General features: G+C 39.5%; 18 protein-coding genes. 11 read left to right on the top strand and 7 right to left on the bottom strand.

The genetic code is table 11. The features are described from left to right. Positions 1 to 31: 31 nt before the first annotated feature. The 5 genes from ACWIUJ_RS04070 to ACWIUJ_RS04050 form a co-directional block, all read right to left on the bottom strand. The gene (locus tag ACWIUJ_RS04070) at positions 32 to 286 is read right to left on the bottom strand and encodes a hypothetical protein (RefSeq protein ID WP_454169131.1); all 255 of its coding nucleotides are present in this window, start codon (positions 284 to 286) and stop codon (positions 32 to 34) included. Beyond that, positions 238 to 1533, bottom strand: a complete 1296-nt coding sequence (gene aepX, locus ACWIUJ_RS04065) for a phosphoenolpyruvate mutase (protein WP_454169721.1) — start codon at positions 1531 to 1533, stop codon at positions 238 to 240. The genes ACWIUJ_RS04070 and aepX overlap by 49 nt, the downstream gene beginning before the upstream one ends. A gap of 181 nt (positions 1534 to 1714) precedes the next feature. Beyond that, entirely contained in the window at positions 1715 to 2512 is a 798-nt protein-coding gene (locus ACWIUJ_RS04060; RefSeq protein WP_454169129.1) for a class I SAM-dependent methyltransferase, read from the bottom strand. 38 nt (positions 2513 to 2550) lie between these two features. Beyond that, positions 2551 to 5667, bottom strand: coding sequence for a YidC/Oxa1 family membrane protein insertase (locus tag ACWIUJ_RS04055; RefSeq protein ID WP_454169127.1), 3117 nt, complete (start codon positions 5665 to 5667; stop codon positions 2551 to 2553). After that, a complete protein-coding gene (locus tag ACWIUJ_RS04050) occupies positions 5667 to 7184 on the bottom strand; it encodes a CDP-glycerol glycerophosphotransferase family protein (protein WP_454169125.1) in 1518 nt (505 codons plus the stop codon). The genes ACWIUJ_RS04055 and ACWIUJ_RS04050 overlap by 1 nt, the downstream gene beginning before the upstream one ends. A 195-nt stretch (positions 7185 to 7379) precedes the next feature. On the opposite strand from ACWIUJ_RS04050, the gene ffh reads away from it, so the two are divergent. From ffh to hemE, 11 genes are all read left to right on the top strand, one after another. Continuing rightward, positions 7380 to 8720: a signal recognition particle protein gene (gene ffh / locus ACWIUJ_RS04045; protein WP_454169123.1), complete on the top strand. Its 1341-nt coding sequence runs from the start codon at positions 7380 to 7382 to the stop codon at positions 8718 to 8720. Positions 8721 to 8856: 136 nt separating this feature from the next. Next, positions 8857 to 9090: a 30S ribosomal protein S16 gene (gene rpsP, locus ACWIUJ_RS04040; RefSeq protein WP_454169121.1), complete on the top strand. Its 234-nt coding sequence runs from the start codon at positions 8857 to 8859 to the stop codon at positions 9088 to 9090. 55 nt (positions 9091 to 9145) lie between these two features. Then, a complete protein-coding gene (locus ACWIUJ_RS04035; protein ID WP_454151511.1) occupies positions 9146 to 9403 on the top strand; it encodes a KH domain-containing protein in 258 nt (85 codons plus the stop codon). Further along, entirely contained in the window at positions 9360 to 9992 is a 633-nt protein-coding gene (rimM, locus tag ACWIUJ_RS04030; protein ID WP_454169119.1) for a ribosome maturation factor RimM, read from the top strand. The genes ACWIUJ_RS04035 and rimM overlap by 44 nt, the downstream gene beginning before the upstream one ends. Then, positions 9993 to 10703 carry a tRNA (guanosine(37)-N1)-methyltransferase TrmD gene (gene trmD / locus ACWIUJ_RS04025; RefSeq protein WP_454169117.1) on the top strand — a complete coding sequence of 237 codons (711 nt, stop codon included), beginning with the start codon at positions 9993 to 9995 and terminating at the stop codon, positions 10701 to 10703. Positions 10704 to 10713: 10 nt separating this feature from the next. Continuing rightward, entirely contained in the window at positions 10714 to 11079 is a 366-nt protein-coding gene (gene rplS, locus ACWIUJ_RS04020) for a 50S ribosomal protein L19 (RefSeq protein WP_454151517.1), read from the top strand. Between the two features lie 87 nt (positions 11080 to 11166). Further along, positions 11167 to 12048, top strand: coding sequence for a formate dehydrogenase accessory sulfurtransferase FdhD (gene fdhD, locus ACWIUJ_RS04015; protein ID WP_454151518.1), 882 nt, complete (start codon positions 11167 to 11169; stop codon positions 12046 to 12048). 110 nt (positions 12049 to 12158) lie between these two features. Then, a complete protein-coding gene (locus ACWIUJ_RS04010; protein WP_454169115.1) occupies positions 12159 to 12560 on the top strand; it encodes a DUF4878 domain-containing protein in 402 nt (133 codons plus the stop codon). A 50-nt stretch (positions 12561 to 12610) separates the two neighbouring features. Beyond that, positions 12611 to 13258, top strand: coding sequence for a YiiX/YebB-like N1pC/P60 family cysteine hydrolase (locus ACWIUJ_RS04005; RefSeq protein ID WP_454169113.1), 648 nt, complete (start codon positions 12611 to 12613; stop codon positions 13256 to 13258). 114 nt (positions 13259 to 13372) lie between these two features. Beyond that, complete coding sequence (locus ACWIUJ_RS04000) at positions 13373 to 14404, top strand: aspartate-semialdehyde dehydrogenase (protein ID WP_454169111.1); 1032 nt, start codon at positions 13373 to 13375, stop codon at positions 14402 to 14404. Beyond that, a complete protein-coding gene (gene hemE / locus ACWIUJ_RS03995; RefSeq protein ID WP_454169720.1) occupies positions 14404 to 15423 on the top strand; it encodes a uroporphyrinogen decarboxylase in 1020 nt (339 codons plus the stop codon). Before ACWIUJ_RS04000 ends, hemE begins: the two co-directional genes overlap by 1 nt. Positions 15424 to 15431: 8 nt before the next feature. Here the strand turns inward: hemE and ACWIUJ_RS03990 are convergent, their stop codons facing one another. Both ACWIUJ_RS03990 and ACWIUJ_RS03985 read right to left on the bottom strand, forming a co-directional pair. Beyond that, complete coding sequence (locus ACWIUJ_RS03990; RefSeq protein WP_454151525.1) at positions 15432 to 15893, bottom strand: low molecular weight protein-tyrosine-phosphatase; 462 nt, start codon at positions 15891 to 15893, stop codon at positions 15432 to 15434. Positions 15894 to 16015: 122 nt separating this feature from the next. Further along, positions 16016 to 16996, bottom strand: a complete 981-nt coding sequence (locus ACWIUJ_RS03985; protein ID WP_454169109.1) for a hypothetical protein — start codon at positions 16994 to 16996, stop codon at positions 16016 to 16018. Between the last annotated feature and the right edge of the window lie 197 nt (positions 16997 to 17193).

The following is a 17193-nucleotide window of genomic DNA, read 5'->3' as shown; positions in this document are numbered from 1 at the left end:
AGTATGTCCTTTACATTTTAAATTTTTAGTTTTACAAGTTTTCGCTTGTGTGTATTCTAGAATCTAGATTGCCAAAAATCTGTGTTTTTAGATTCTCGCAATGATAAAAAAGTGTGAGAAGTATTTGCGATGAGAAATTGTGGTTTTCAAGCGCGGGACGAGGGTGCATACTATATCGTATGTAACCAAAGCCCTGTGCGCAGAATCCACGATTTATCGCGCAAAGACAAGCACGCATTAAATCGTGCCCGGGATTAGCGAGAGAATCTCTTTCACACTCATACATTGCGATTCTACCTCCGCGCTTCTGTCATTTTCTAAAATCCCTTGCGCGACTTGTTTCATCGCTACAAAACTCGCCCGAAGCAAGTGATTTGCATAGATGATGATATTTGCCCCAGCCTCGCCTAGCTCACGCGCCGTGATTTCATTGAAACTTGTCGGCACGACTACGATAGGCGTTAGGCTATTTTTGGCGCGAAATTTGGCGATAAATTCCAAAATCTCATTTGGGCTTTTGTGGCGCGAGTGTATCATTATCCCATCAGCCCCCGCATCGACATAGGCGAACGCCCGATTTAGCGCGTCCTCCATTCCTTTATCCAAAATCAGCGATTCAATTCGTGCGATAATCATAAAATCCTGCGTGATTTGGACGTCTTTGCCTGCGCGAATCTTGTCGCAAAAATCCTCTATATTATCCTGCGTTTGCGCCACTTCATTGCCTAAAAGCGAATTTTTCTTTAAGCCTGTCTTATCCTCGATAATGCACGCGCTCACCCCCGTGCGTTCCAAACTCCGCACCGCAAAGGCAAAATGCTCCACTTTCCCGCCCGTATCAGCGTCATAAATTAAGGGCTTTGAGGTTACTTCAAAAATTTCATTTATCGTATTTAGGCGACTTTGTAGCTCCACTGCTTCAATATCTGGCTTCCCGCGCGAAGTCGAATCTGTAAGCGAACTACTCCAAAAGCCATCAAACTCGATTTTTGTGCCATTTTGATTCACAAACGCATTTTGCGCGATGAGTGCTGAAATCGCCGAATGCGTTTCGATAAAGCGCAATGGCGTTTTGGCGTGAATTAGTCTGCGCAGTAGCGATAATCTAGCATTGGTGCTAATGCCTATGGCACGGGCATTTTCGTTTAGTTGTGTGGAGCTAATGCCCTGTGTGTAATGCGGCTCAACTAGCTCACCGCAACCTAGCTCATTTAGCGTATCTATCACATTTTGGCGCGTTTTTGCTTGTGCGCCACTTTGCCAATCATCGCCGTGAATGACAAAGCGTGGCTTTAACGCACGGATATTGCCTTCATAGCTTAGCGTGTCTTGCGGGATTACTCTATCGATGAGCGCGATAGATTCAAGCACAGCTTTGCGCTGGTCGTAGTTCATATAGGGTAGGCGTTTGTAAGAGGCGATTGCCTTGTCGGTGAGAAGCCCCACGACTACTTCGCCATCTATTTTGGTGGCGTAATCTCTGGCGATTTTTAGGATATTGATGTGTCCGGGGTGGATTAAATCCGCACTCATTGCGACATATACGCTAGGCTTGTCTTTCGGGCTAAAATCGGAGATTACTTCAACTCGCTTCCTTGATGGACTACCTGTCCTATCTTCGTTACTCGTTTCGCAAAACCCCGATTTTATCGCCGAAATACTTCGCCTATCATTTTTCTTATTAAGTGTTATATTTTTATTATTTTTGCTAGATTCACGCGACATAAGAAACCCTTTTGTCGCTAGAATCTAGCTTGATAAAGGCAATGAAAACTACAAACGCCCTAGCGCGTTCTACTCTCTCTCTCTCTCTCTCGTGGCGCGTGATTCCAACTATGCGGAAAAAGTAGTCATCTTCGCCATTAAATGGCGCAAAGCCCCTGTCTTCTTTAGCAAAGTGAATTTCAAGGTTTAGTTGAGATTCTACTATCTCGCAAAGATTGTCAAAATCTACAAACCTGCGATAATGATTGTCGTGGATAAAGGCATTTGCCTCATTTTCTACGGGTTCTCCTTGCTTGTAGAGTGAGTTTTTCTTGCCACGCGCTTCTATGGCGAGAATCCCGTTTGGTGCGATAAAGTTTGGAATCTGAGAGAGGAGGCTTTCTTGCTGGGCGTGCGTGATAGAGTGTAAGGTAAAGCGTGAATAGATACAATCAAATACAATGCCTCTGCTTTGAGTGTTACTCGAGAGAGAGGTTAAATTTTTAAAAATTTCATCAAGGTTGGTAAAATTTCCTGCAATAAAACGCGGATTTGTTACGCCATTTCTCGTAGTGGCACAATGTGTAGCAAGATAGTTTATTTCCTCTTGGACTTGGTCTATGGCAGTGGTTTGTATGCCTTGTTTGGCAAAATATAGCGCATCTCGTCCATTACCACAGCCTAGCTCAAGTAGGCACGAATCTTTGCGTGTGGATAGGTAATTCTCCCATACAAACTCTGCGAATAATGACGGCTTCTCACCTACTTTATGTTTTGCATAAAATTTGCTCCAATAACTTTTGTCCATATTCTTGTCCTTTTATTGATATTTGTATTATATCCCATTTAGTTATTTTTTACATTTACGATTCCATAAGATTCATCGCTTATGTCTATCCAATTTTTCTCATCATAGATATTTCCACGCACTTTATAGGCTTTTTCTAATAACCATTCATTTTCTTTGTGTTGTTTTAGGTCAAAACTTATTGGAATTGTGCTTATAATTTCTCTGTTTGTTGGGTAATTTTTTAAAATATTTGGTGGCACATTTGGACAGCCATTGGGCAAGTTTTCACAAAAAATACTTGCAATGTCATAATTTGCCATAAGACGAGAATCTATTTTTAACTTTCCACTTGTGCCAAAATCTTTAAACAAAAGCAATGTGTCCATCCAACGATTTGATGATTTGTTTGGAAGTTTTGGTATGCCAATACTATCCTCACCAGCGTGGTCGCTTACCACAAAAATCTGCGTATTATCATAAATACCTAACTTTTTGAGATTCTCTATATAATCTGCTAAGTATTTTAGAGCATAAACCTCAGCATCATAATGCTGATAAAAAGATTGTCCAATGGTTGCTATTTTTGGCATAATTGCCTTATGTGGATAGTCATTCCACGCGCTTTTATTCTTAAAAAAATCAATTTTCTTGCCATCAAAATACATCACACAAGGGAAATGTGTCATAAGGGTATGTAAAAATTTAAAAGTTGGTTTGGTTGAATTTGCATTTATAGTGTGTGCTAATACATAATTTGGAGAGGTTGATTTAATCGACAAAATAGTGTTAGCAACATTTAAATTTGTTGGTAAAAACCAATAACCTTCTTTGTAAATTTTTGTCCTAAAAGTTTTTGGTGCAAATCTGAAAATCCCAAAATTAAAAAAATGAATTAAGTCATCATTGATAATATGCTGTTTTGTTTTGACAATACTCCCCAAATGTATTTCACCACTATTATGGATATAGTAATCTGTAAAATCATCACCCCAAGCTGGTATTGCAAAAATTCCTTCCACTTGTTTTGTTATGTTTGATATGTTAGTTCCAGCCTCAATCATTAAACCAACGCTAAATTTATTTTTCGCAAAAGCATCGCTAGTGTCAATATACGCCTTATCAATACTTTGTCTTAAATTTTGTTTTCTTTGATTCATATTATAGACTGCATAATATTCTCCACTAATTAGTGTTGATATACTATGTATTGTTGCATCTGTTGTGCTAATCGCATTTGGAAACAGCGTAAATCCATCAAGTTTGGTCCTAAACTCTGGAAACTGCTCTAAAATATATGGCATATGTGAACCACTAAACATATCTAGCACGATGACTACGATATTTTTATCATTTTTAGAGTATGAAAAAAGTGGCGAATCGGCGAATGGTGGCTTATTTTTATCGCTTTGATTTGTTTCTTGTGCGATTTGGGTTGATTCGAATCTTTTTGTGGTAATCTGCACCGCATTCACGCCACTTACGATAAATAAAGTTACAAAGATTATTTGCAAAGCGCGTTTTAGCCTTGTGAGCGCAAATGCCATAATTGCGATGCCAAGCGACAAAACCGTGATGCATTCAAATATTTGCCCCGTGCTTTTTTGCGGAGCAATTTGTAAAATAAACCTATCCATAGCACCATAATCGCCCACCAAAATAAAGCTATACACAAGTCCACTAAACAAAATCACGCTTAAAACAAATGCGATGATATTACTAAATCGCTTTGGCACAAATGAAAGCGCGTAAATCACAATAAAGCTAATTAGCAAAAATGCCCCAAATAGTGCAGATAGCGTGGCAATCGTCTGCGATGAATCAAACTGCGTAATATCCGTGCTATACAGCTGATAAGGCGTAAAAACACAAATGAGAAATGCAATGCAAAGGGTGGCGTAAATGGAGATAGCACGATAGATTTGCGCATAAGATTCGCTATATGCTTGAAATCGCGCAATCACACAAAGTAAAAGATAAAATCCAAGCATAAAGCCAAAAATGCCAAAATAGTATTTAAAGATATTTTTCAGTAATGGTATAAAGTGTATTGTATAGGAAATTTGCCCCAGATTTATGTCTTGTTCTAAAACTAGATATGGTTCAAAAAATGCAAATCGCCCCACATTGTGTGTAATATTTATTGTGCTTGAATTTATGCTTTTGTCCCACTCCACACCTACTAACTCAACTTTGGAAATACTACTAGAACGCGCCAAAAAATCTAATTTGTTAAAATGGATTCGTGCTTTGTTATAGTCATCTAGCGTGATAGACGCAGTGTAAATCCTATCTTTCGTATAAAGCATTAGTGCGAAAGTTAGGCAAAGCCCGATAGCCAAAATGCTACTTAATGCAATGATGGCGATTTTAAAAGGTTTGTGATGGATAAAAAACCCCCATTTGTTGTTTTGGTCGGACGCAGTGAGCGAAGAATCTAAATCTTTGTTATATTGAGCCGTAGGTGAAATATCTTTATTTTTAATTTTTGTTTGAGATACTTCGCTACGCTCAGTATGACGATTGAGAGCAATCTTGCCCCAAATTGCCCTTAATAGCGAAAATGCCATATTTGTAGTCCAATATAACACTAGCGCACTAGGCATTTGATAGAGTAGCACCAAAAAGATAAGCGAAATCAGCACACCTTGAATCTTCGCACCCCTCTCTTTTGCCACAATCCACACATTTGCAAGCGAAATAATCGTCATCAAAATGGGCAATAAATGCACTCCAAGCACACTATCGGGCGCACTCAAATCAGCAATCCAAAGAAACGAAACGCCCTTAATCCCATCAAATTCTTGTAATAAACACAGCACTGCGATAAAAAACGGCACTTGTAATGCCAATCCACCAAGCGCAGATAGCGCGAAAATGGGGTGATAATGCTTTTGTTTGTAAAGAGTGCGGATATAGCTTTGCAACTCCGCACCCTTAAATACGCGTTTAAATTCAGCGATTTTTTTATCACACACAGATTTTAGGGCGTTTATTTTTGTGGCTTTGGATTCGGCGATTTTGGCGAGTTTGAGCAAAAAGAGATTGACCAAAAGGCTTAAAAGAATTATGCTTAATCCGTAGTTGTGTGTGAGTGAATGCAGTGAATCTAGCGCGAATCCAAGCACGGATTGCAATGGAAAAATAAATGTGTAGTATAAAATATCAATTAACATTATGAATCCTTTTTGGGCGAATCTGTGTGGGATTTGCTGTTTGATTCGTGTGAATCTTTGTGTGATTCGTGTGTTTCAAGTGCCAAAATAGCATTTTTAGTCGAATCTAAATGATTTAAAATGCTTTTATTTAGCTGTGATTCAAGCAAATCTCTCTCAATCTTTAAAATCTCTATCGTTGATTGAATTCCTGAATTATGCGGGTGTTGCCAAAGAGTTTTAGCGATATTTGTTAGATTCGCGCCCTTTATGTTAGATTGAATCGCAGAATCGATGATAGTTTGCAAGTTTGCAAAATCATTTTCGCTTATCTTACCACCGATTTGCTTTAATGCCTTAAAAGTCCAAAATTCGCCTATATTGCTCTTATCATAAATATCTGCCAAATCATATCCCGCGCTATCAAAGGCAAAATCTATCGTAATCACAGGTTTGCCCTCCAAACACACAAAATCAAAAATCACACTTGAAAAATCACCAATCATCAAATCCGCTTTTGCGAATGCTATGACATTTAGCGTGTTTATGTCCCACTCTACATTGCTGTAATTTGAGAGCGCGTTTTGGAGGTGTTTGATATTTGTGCCTTCAGTTTCGCCTATTAGGCTTTGTGGGTGAGGGCGGATAATAATATTATAGGGGGACTTTGCCAAAGGCTCTAAAAGTCGCATACCATATTTGCTAAGTAGCGTTTCTTTGCCCCAAGATGGGGAGACTAAAATGGTAGGTTTGTCTTTTTTGTGTGCTTTTTCTTTGATAGATTCACGCAAAATCGCTAATTCATCTAAATAAGTGCTACCCACAACGGTGATATATTTAGCTTTGACATTGTGTGCCTTTTCAATTTCGCGCACGAAATTTTCTTGCACTTCATTTGCAACTAGCACCGAGTCAAAATAATCCACCCCAAAGGTGCGATAAGTCATCGGCGTGAGTGAATGCACGATATGACAATAATGCTTTACGCCACGACTGCGTTTGATTTGGAGGACTTCAAGGCTAGGTGTGGTAAGCACACAAATATCGGCATTTAGCATATTTAGGCGCGTGTAGGCTTTATTGCCAATGCCGATAAATTCCTTAATGCTAAAATTATTAGATTCGCGTTTGAATGCGGGGTCAGATTCATCGCTGGTGAGATAAGTATAGGGGTGTTTTAGTAAATCTAGCGTGTCTAAAATGGGTTTAAACGAACCATAATATCGCGCCCCTTCGCAGTAAAAGACGATGGAGTTAGGATTTGAGTGTGAATTGAAATTTTGGGTAGATTTACCTAAATTATGGACATCCCCCCCCCCCTTGATTGCGTTAGAGAATTTCAAAGATTTAGGCGAAAAGCTAGTGATTTTATAAAATAGATTTTTTACAAAGTAAAGCAATGAGGCAAAAATCGCCACAATAGAGCTAAGAAGCAATGAACCCGTGCCGGGGTCCAAATACGCTAAGCACACACTAGGAGAGAGAGATAAGAGCACAAAAAGAGCGAACGATGCTCTACTATAAGATTTTAGCGACATTAACAAATTTTCCTCCAAAGTAATTTTTCATATTCTTAATCCTAAGAGTTAGAATATAATTTCTACAAATCTAAAGTAAAATATTGTATTTTCCCTACTAAAGATTCTATAAAATACTCTATAATTCTACATTAAATCTTAAATTTTGGCTGAATTTTTCCGTATTTTCATATTTTTATTTTCAAGGAGATGTTGTTGTTTGATTCATTGACCCAATCTTTCAAAGCAGTGGCGAATAAAATTCGCTTTAGTGATGATGAGCGTGCGCTCAAATCTGCCTTAGAGGAGCTCAAAAAATCCCTGCTCAAAAATGATGTCTATCATAAGGCGACTAAAGAGATTCTCACTCGCGTAGAGCAAGAGACAAAAGCAAAAGGCATCGGCAAGCAAAATTTTATGGACGCATTGCAAAAAAGCCTACTTGAGATTTTGCAAACCTCTAAACATTATGGCTTCACTTACGCTCCCAAACCGCCTACGATTATTTTGATGATGGGCTTGCAAGGTAGTGGAAAGACGACAAGCACGGCAAAGCTAGCAAACTATCTCAAAGCGCGTGGCAAAAAAGTGTTGATGTGTGCGTGTGATTTGCAAAGGCTTGCTGCTGTTACGCAGTTACAACAACTTGGAGAATCTATTGAGGTGGGTGTTTTTAGTGCGCGAGATTCATCGCATAGTGCGTTACAAGTAGCTAAGGAAGCCAAGCAAAAAGCAATCGATGAACTCTATGATGTCTTGCTTATCGACACAGCTGGACGATTGAGTATCGATGAGGCATTGATGAGCGAGCTACAAGAAATAAAAGATACTATCAAACCAAGCGAGTGTTTTTTTGTCGCAGATTCTCTAGTTGGACAAGATGGCGTGAAAAGCGCGGCGATATTTAATGAAAAAATTGGCATTGATGGCGTTATTTTAAGCAAATTTGATAGTGATTCTAAAGGAGGGATTGCGCTTTCTATCGCGTATCAAATTGGCGTTCCATTGCGCTTCATAGGAAGTGGAGAGAAAATCCCTGATTTAGATATTTTCTTGCCTGAGCGTATTGTCTCACGCCTTATGGGCGCGGGAGATATACAATCCCTCGCAGAAAAAACCGCCACAGTGATGAGTGAAAAAGAAGCAAAAGACATTGGCAAAAAACTTAAAAAAGGGCAGTTTAGCTTTGAGGATTTTATAACTCAAATTGAAAATATCAAAAAACTTGGCTCTGTAAGCTCTATACTCTCAATGGTGCCCGGACTTAATAATGTAGCAAGCGGGCTAAAAGATGTAGATTTAGATAATTCTAAGGAAGTAAAAAATATCAAAGCAATGGTAAATTCTATGACGCGCAAAGAAAGAGAGAATCCAGAAATCCTCAATGGCTCGCGCCGTAAAAGGATAGCTCAAGGAAGCGGATTGGAAGTCCAAGACATCAATCGCATTATCAAGCAGTTTGATAATGCGCAAAAAATGGCAAAAAAACTCAGTCAAAAAGGTGGTATGCAGGAGCTTATGGGTATGCTTGGCGGGGCAAAAATGCCAATGAGGTAGCATAAAGATTGAAGTTTAGGTAAAATATAAGGCGCATTTAAGCAAAAATAGTTTATAATCCGCGTTTTTGTTTGTCTTTAGGTATAATGCCAAACAATCCAAAGACGGACAAACATAAAAACAACAAGGAGAAAATATGGCAACCGTAATTCGTTTGACAAGAATGGGGCGCAAGAAAAAACCTTTTTATCGCATAGTCGTTACAGATTCTCGTAAGAAACGCGATGGGGGCTGGATAGAATCTATCGGGCATTACAATCCACTAAGCGAACCTGTGGTGATAAAGTTTGATGCAGAGCGATTAGCGTATTGGAAGAGTGTGGGGGCGAAGATGAGTGAGCGCGTAAGCAAGATAACAGCCTTAAAGTAGGTATTGCATTGTTTAAAATCTAAATAAATACACAAAAAATTAGGAAAATATGGGTATGGTAGAGACTTTTGTTGAAAAATACACGCAAAAAATTGTAACAAAGCCAGATTGCATAAAAATCCAAAGCCGTGTGGATAAAGATTCCAAAGGTCTAAGTTTTAAAGAGATTTGTATTTTTGCTCACCCTAACGATGTGGGACGGCTTATTGGCAAAGAAGGCAAGATGATTGGTTCGCTTAAAACGCTCATATCAGGAGCAAAAGCCAAAGATGGACAAAACTATAAAATCATCATCAAGCCCACACAGCAATGAGTCTGTCTGCTTGGATACACAAAATCAAAAACTCCTTATTGGCATATTTGGTCGTAGTATCGGCATAGATGGAAGTTTGCGACTTTTTATATACAGCGACTTTCCTCAAGTGTTAAAGAAGGGTCGTGAGTTTCTTAGCTCCTCGTTGCAATATCCCACGCTTCACATTCGCTCTTGTGTGTTTCCAAAGGCATTGTTAGATTCTCATATATCAGAATCTACCCGCACAAAAGAGTTTGTCAAAATCGCCTTTGAAGAAATTACCACTAAAGAGCAAGCGCAGATTCTCACAAATCATAAACTTTACTCCACTTTAGCGCAAAGCAAGGAGCAGTGTGAGCTTGGCGATGGGGAGTTTTTTTGGTGTGAGATTATTGGGTGTGAAGTGGTTGAAGATTCTTTGTTGCTTGGGGAAGTGAGCGATATTGAGCGCATTGGAGATATTGATTATTTGTGTGTGAATTCCTGTGTCCCTAATGCACCAAAGAGTTTTTTACTCCCTTATACACAACGATATATTATAACCACTGATATACAAGATAAGCGTATAGAGGTGCGCTATGGGCTTGATATTTTGCGGAGTAGTTGAATGCTTCAATATAGTTTTTTTACGCTTTTTCCTCATCTCATTGCGCCGTATTTTGAAGATTCTATGCTAAAGCGCGCGATTGATAATGGGTTGATAAGCGTTGAATGTATTGATTTTAGAGATTTTGCGCAAAATGTGTATAAAAAGGTTGATAATCCACCAATAAGTGGTGGAGCGGGGCAGGTTATAGGCTTTGAAGCGTTAGCTTATGCTTTGCAAGGGTATCTTGATTCTCATATTATTTTTTTAAGTCCCTGTGGTAAGCCATTCACACAACAAGATAGTGTGCGACTAGCCAAAAAAAATCATATCAGTTTTGTTTGTGGGCGGTATGAGGGCTTTGATGAGCGATTGGTGGAATCTTTTGGCGATGAAGTGTTTAGCGTGGGGGATTTTATTTTGACGGGCGGGGAGCTTGGTGCGTTATGCCTTGCAGATTCTATTGCGAGGCAGGTAAGCGGTGTGCTTGGCAATGAAGAGTCGTTGCGCGGGGAAAGTTTTGAATCCAATATGCTGCAATCTTTAAGTTTTGCAAAAAATTCATCAAAAATGCAACAAAATTTACAAAAATTTACAAATTTTTATGTTCCTTTAGAATTTTTAAAGGGAAATCATAGTAAAATCACGGATTTAAAAAACCGCTTAGCAATGTGTAAGACTAAATATTTTCGCCCAGATTTGTGGCGTAAGCGCACAAAGCAGGGCAATTAAGGAAGCATAAATGAAAAATCGATACATACAAAATTTTGAAAAAGCGCAAATTGGTGATAAGAAAGTCCCAGAATTTAAGGCTGGAGATACTTTGCGACTTGGCATTAAGATTCAAGAGGGTGACAAAAGTCGTATCCAAAACTTCGAGGGTGTGTGTATAGCTATACACGGTGGGAGTGTGGATACAACTTTTACCGTGCGTAAAATTGGCGCGAACAATGTAGGAGTGGAAAAGATTTTCCCATTGTATAGTGAGAGTTTAGATTCTATACAAGTATTACGCAAGGGACGCGTGCGCAGAGCAAAGTTGTATTACTTGCGTTCTCGCAGTGGCAAGAGTGCTCGTATTAAAGAATTGCGCAAAGAGGTAAAATAAGATTCTTTAAAAAGCGTTAATGCAATATTTAGCGTGATTTTATGATAAATTGTGCTTTATAAAATTATTAAGTTTAAGGATTCTTAAGTGGATTTTATCAAACAAATTCCAGCAATAACCTTACAAAAAGACAGCGTGAGTGGGGATAGCACGACAAAGCAATCAAGTGATTATGTCATCACCGAGCAACGCATCGCGCTGTATCTCAATGGACAAAAACTCCTCTCTACAATGTCGCTCCCAAAGGACCAAGACGCCCACGCGGTAGGATTTTTAATGAGTGAGGGCGTGATAGAATCTGCCAAAGACATTACACATATCGAAGTGGCACAAGATGGCTTGAGTGTGTCTGTGGAGGCAAAAATCAATGAGGAAAAAATCGTCAATCTTTTCCACGAAAAGACGCTTACTTCTGGGTGTTGTGTAGGAGTGAGTGCAAATTTTGAGGGAAAAATTATCCAAAAATTCATCTCCACGCCACTTCATTTGCCACTTCCCCGCTTGTGGAATCTTATTGAAAACTTTGAAGTAGATAGCGATTTGTTTGCTAAGACAGGTTGCGTGCATAGAGCGATACTTGTGTTGAGCGATGAAAGTAGGATTGAGAGCGAAGATGTGGGGCGACATAATGCCATTGATAAAGTCGTTGGCAAGGCACGCTTGCAGGGCATTGATATTAGCGAGGCGGTTTTGGTAGTGAGTGGGCGACTTTCTATGGAGATGGTTATAAAGGCAGCGATGCACGATATTGCGATTGTGATTTCGCGCTCTGCGACTACGGAGCTTGGTATTAAAGCAGCCGCACTGCTAGGAATCACGCTTGTTGGCTTCGCACGAGGTAATCGATGTAATATTTATACCCACCCGTATAGAATCTTAGGCGAGCAAGGTATGGTAGATTCTCATAATAAGACAACCAAAGCCAAAGAGAGAGAAAAGGAAGCAAAAGAGCTGTTTTGCAATATGTAGTCGTGTTTGTTGAAATATAATGCAAAATTTTATAAGAAAAATGCGAATTTAAGTGTATTTTAAGGCTTTATAACGCACAATTTTGATTATCTTACTTAAAAAGGATTAGAATGAAAAAATTATTTTCTTTTCTATTGCTTAGTGCATTTTTAGGATTTGTAGGTTGTAGTAGTGGCTCTAAAACGCCAGAAGACGCGGCGATACGCATTGCTAAATACACTATTGATGGCGATATTGATAAAGTGATAAAAGAAGTTCGCGACAGAGATGGCAAGCCATTTGGTGATAAAGAGAGAATCGCGCTTATGAATCAAAAACTCGCAAGCATTAGTGAGCAATGGAAGCAAAATGGCGAGGTTAAAGCCATTAGGACGCAGAATCTTGAGTATAAAGAAGACACCAAAGCGAGCATGGAAGTGGTGGTAGAATTTAGCAATGGAGTGGTTGAAACGGAGCGATATAGCAATATTTGGCTTATCGATGGAGAATGGCGCGTAGTGTTTATGTTTTAGTGGGTGTGAAGCATTGCATAACTTAATAAAGTCAATCATTGGGAGATAGATTGCGAGTTGGTGAGCCTTTCCACACATATAAAAAACTTGCTATCGTATTTGCCATAGCACTTATTGCTTGTCTTTGTGTGTTTGGCATTGTTTTTAAGCCCAATCAAAGCACCAAGAGAACTTCAGCGGACATTGAGCCAATCGCATTAAAAATTAGCCAAAATGCGGAAGTTGGGGATTTAATTTTCCGCAAGGGGCTAAACACCGAGAGCGATATTATCACATATATTAGTCATTCTCCTTTTTCACACATTGGTATGATTGTTTCATTAGAGCCACTTTCTGTCATTCACGCGACTACCGATGATGATAAAAATGCGCCAAATCAGGTGATTATTAGTTCGTTAGAAAATTTTTTATCGCAAGCACAAGCAGTTGGGCTAAGGAGGCTTGATTTACCACAAGAGATTCGCACTGCTATGGCTCGTGATTCCTTGCGTTATCTTGCTAAGCCTTTTGTGCTAAGCACGGATTCTACGCGTTTTTATTGCACGACATTTTTGCTTGAAGTCATTTCACAGCAAACAGAATTTGAGGTGGATTTTATCAATGTAGATTTTGCATTTTTGGGTGGAGAGTATTTGTTTCCGAGCGCATTTTGGAATCACCAAAAAACACTCAAAGTCCTTGAAGTAAGCGAATTTTAGATTTTTATAATGTATTGTAGCCTAAGTTTTATCAATGAGAAACAAATCTTAAAACACGCATTATCCAAACTTTTAGTATAATTTTCGCATTTTTAATGAGACTTTGGAGTGAAAATGAGAAAATATGTTGTAGGCATTGTGGGTGCGAGTGGCGCAGTGGGAGAGGAGATTCTAAAGATTTTAGAAGAGCAAGACTTCCCCGTAAAAAAAATCGTGCCTCTAGCGAGTGCGAGAAGTGCTGGCGAGCTTGTAGAATTTAAGGGCAAGAACTATGAGATTATAGAGACTACTGATGAAGTGTTTGCTAAGCAGGGCATTGAAATCGCGTTTTTCTCTGCTGGTGGGAGTGTGAGTGAGCGATTTGTGCCCTCAGCAGTGCGTGCAAAAGCCGTAGTGATAGATAATACGAGCTTTTATCGTATGGATAGTGATGTGCCATTGGTTGTGCCTGAAGTTAATCCACAAGACATTGCATTGTGGGAGAAGCGTGGAATCATCGCTAATCCAAATTGCTCGACAATCCAAATGGTGCAAGCCTTAGCCCCACTACATAAAGAATTTGGAATCACGCGCGTAGATGTAAGCACTTATCAAGCGGTCTCTGGCGCGGGAAAAAGCGGAATGGAGGAGCTTGTCTTGCAAATGCAAAAATTCTTTGCCTTTGAGCTAGATTCTACTTCACCAAGTGTTTTCCCACATAGAATCGCACTTAATGCTATCCCACATATTGATGTATTCCAAGATAATGGCTACACCAAAGAAGAGATGAAAATGATAAAAGAAACACAAAAGATTATGCACGAGGATTTTGCGATAAGTGCTACTTGTGTGCGTGTGCCGATTTTGCGAAGCCATAGCGAAAGCATTAGCATAACTTGCAAAAAAGAAGTAACTTGCAAGCGCGCACAAGAAGTGCTAAAATCTGCACCAAATATCGTGGTGCTTGATAATCCAAGCGCAAATCTCTATCCAATGCCAAGTGTCGCCACTGATACCGATGAGACTTATGTGGGGAGAATCCGCGTGGATTGCTTTAATCCTCATATTTTGCATTTTTGGTGTGTCGCTGACCAGATTCGCGTGGGTGCAGCGACAAACGCGGTGAGAATCGCACAAAAATGGATTTCATTGCAAAAGGATAAATGATGATTTTTATCGATGCGTGCTTTAAGAAGCAAACGCCCTATATGCCTACTTGGTTAATGCGTCAAGCAGGGCGATATTTAAGTGAATACAAAGCGACAAGGGCGCAGGCAGGGAGCTTTTTAGATTTGTGTCAAAATGTCGCATTAGCGAGCGAAGTTACACTCCAACCTGTGGATATTTTGGGCGTTGATGCGGCGATTTTGTTTAGTGATATTTTGGTTGTGCCATTAGAAATGGGATTGGATTTGCAGTTCCTTGCGGGTGAGGGACCGAAATTTTCACAAACTATCCAAAGCGATAGTGATATAGATAGGCTTAAGGTTGGCGCGTTTCGGAATCTCGAGTATGTGTATGATTGTGTGAGTTTGACTCGCTCAAAACTCCCCAAAGATAAAGCACTTATTGGGTTTTGTGGCTCGCCTTGGACGCTGGCGACTTATATGATTGAGGGCGAGGGGAGCAAGACTTACACAAAGAGCAAAAAAATGCTCTATACCAATCCCAAACTTTTGCATAAACTTCTTGCAAAATTGAGCGATGAGCTCAAAGGCTATCTCTCTAAACAAATAGAATCTGGCGTAAATGCGGTGCAGATTTTTGATAGTTGGGCGGGTGCATTAGAGTGCAGTGCATATATGGAGTTTAGTTGGCGTTATATGAGCGACATTGCGCGTTTTTTAAAGGGCAAGTATCCACACATTCCTGTAATGCTATTCCCCAAAGGAATTGCTGGCTTTTTAGAGCATATCAACGGGAATTTTGATGTCTTTGGCGTGGATTGGAGCACGCCTATGGAGCTTGCGAAAGCAAAACTTGGAAGCAAATATGTCTTGCAGGGAAATCTAGAGCCCGCGAGATTATATGATAAAGAGGCGATGATAGCAGGTGTGGAGGAGATTTTACGCGTGGTGGGTAATGAGCCCCATATCTTTAATCTCGGGCACGGAATGTTGCCAGACTTGCCAAGAGAGAATGCCATAGAGCTTATACAAATCGTGCGCGAAAAGACAAAGCGTTAAGTGTGAATTTAGAGTGTTTTGCCAAGTAGATTCTCAACGCCTATTTTTATCATCTCATAGACCATTTCAAACCCCTCCACATCGCGGAATCCATACGGGTCTGGCACATCTTTATTATCCAATCCAAACTCGCCAAGTTTTCGCACTTTAGCAGATTCAAACCCGAGATTGAGAATATCGCGGTAATTTTGAGAATCTAGCGCGACAACCATATCAAACTCCAAATCGCTATACACGCTAATTTGTCTCCCGCGCAAGTCATCAATGCTAAAGCCGTGCTTTTTAGCGACATTGCGTGAGCCATCGCAAGGTGGCTCATCGATATGCCAGCGACTTGTCCCAGCGGAGTCAATGCGCAAACCCAAATCGTGCTTTTTGTTGATTTCTCGTGCAATCCCCTCCGCAAGAGGCGAGCGACAGATATTACCAAGACAGACAAAGAGAATGGAGTGGGGCTTTGGTGTGGGCATTTGGATTCCTTATAAATTTTTGCAATTATAGCTAAACAAGCGCGCAATGCAAAGTCAAAACACCAAAAGCGATAAAATATTTAATAAGATTTGATTTGCTAGATTTATAAGAATCTAACAAATCAAAATTTGTAGTTTTTTATCGTGTCATTTAGTTTTGTGAGGCTGTATTCTGATTTTAACAATACAATGACTGCGATGGTTAAAACACTTGAAATAACACCAAACATAAAAACCCAATGATAACCTTGCAATAAATCCATTCTAGTAAGGACCAATAAAGCAGGGAGCATAAAAAGCATAAAGCTTATCAATAGGGCAAAAAGCCAACTAGAACTTTTGCTCTTGATTTTTTTAAAAATAAAGTAACCCAATACAACACAGGCAATAAATAATAGATCAAATACCAAACCAAAACCATTTTTATATGAACCCGCTGATAGTGGATAATAGCACCATATAGCTATAAACCCCAATATTGCAGTGATAGGAATCTTAAGCAGAATGGCAGGTCCCCAAAAACTTTTTTCAAAAAATAATCCTTTTGTATTGTTTTTTAAACTCTGCACTTTGTATTGTCCATTGGATGTAGGTGTAGCACATACTGCGACTTCATCGCCATCACTTATGGGACTACTATTTATGAGAGTATCATTCCATATAAAACTTGTATTGTCAATGTCAAATAATGTTTGTCCTAAGAGTGTATTTTTGCTATTACTTACAATGCCACTAAAAATAAAATCATCAACATTATCTGCACTAATTTTTTGCTGATTGGGATCCAATTTGGGCTTGTTGTCTTTTGTGTTTATATTGCTCCCAAGCTGACTAGCTCTCAAACCACCCAAACCACCAGCCAGATTCCCTAAATTACCCAAAGTTTGCCCTAGTGCATTGTTGTTTTGTTTAGATTCGTTGCTAGATTCACCACTTTTGATGATGAAAATATCCACCGCCTTGCCATTTTCAATCTCAAAATCCACTTCACAACCATTGATATTTTGCACATCTTGTAGATTTTTGATTGCACCTTCATCGTAGTAGTATCTCACGCCATCTTCACCGCGAATCGCCCCTTGTCCTAAAATTTTGCCTGTCATTTGAAGTCCTTGCGTTTGAAATTTTAAAATGCGTATTTTAGCAAATGGGGGGGGGGGGGTGTCAAGTGGTTAGCGCAAAAAATTGCTATTTTTACAAACAATGATGAGAGATTGAGCGAATTTATCCAAAATAGCCAACAAACACAACTAAATCAAAATCGCTAAGCCAAAATAATAAAGCGAAGCGTGGCTACAAA

The sequence above is a fragment of the Helicobacter sp. 23-1046 genome (genome assembly GCF_053654635.1).
Note: the sequence above shows the minus strand (reverse complement) of the source record. Positions and strands in the feature narration are given on the sequence as shown.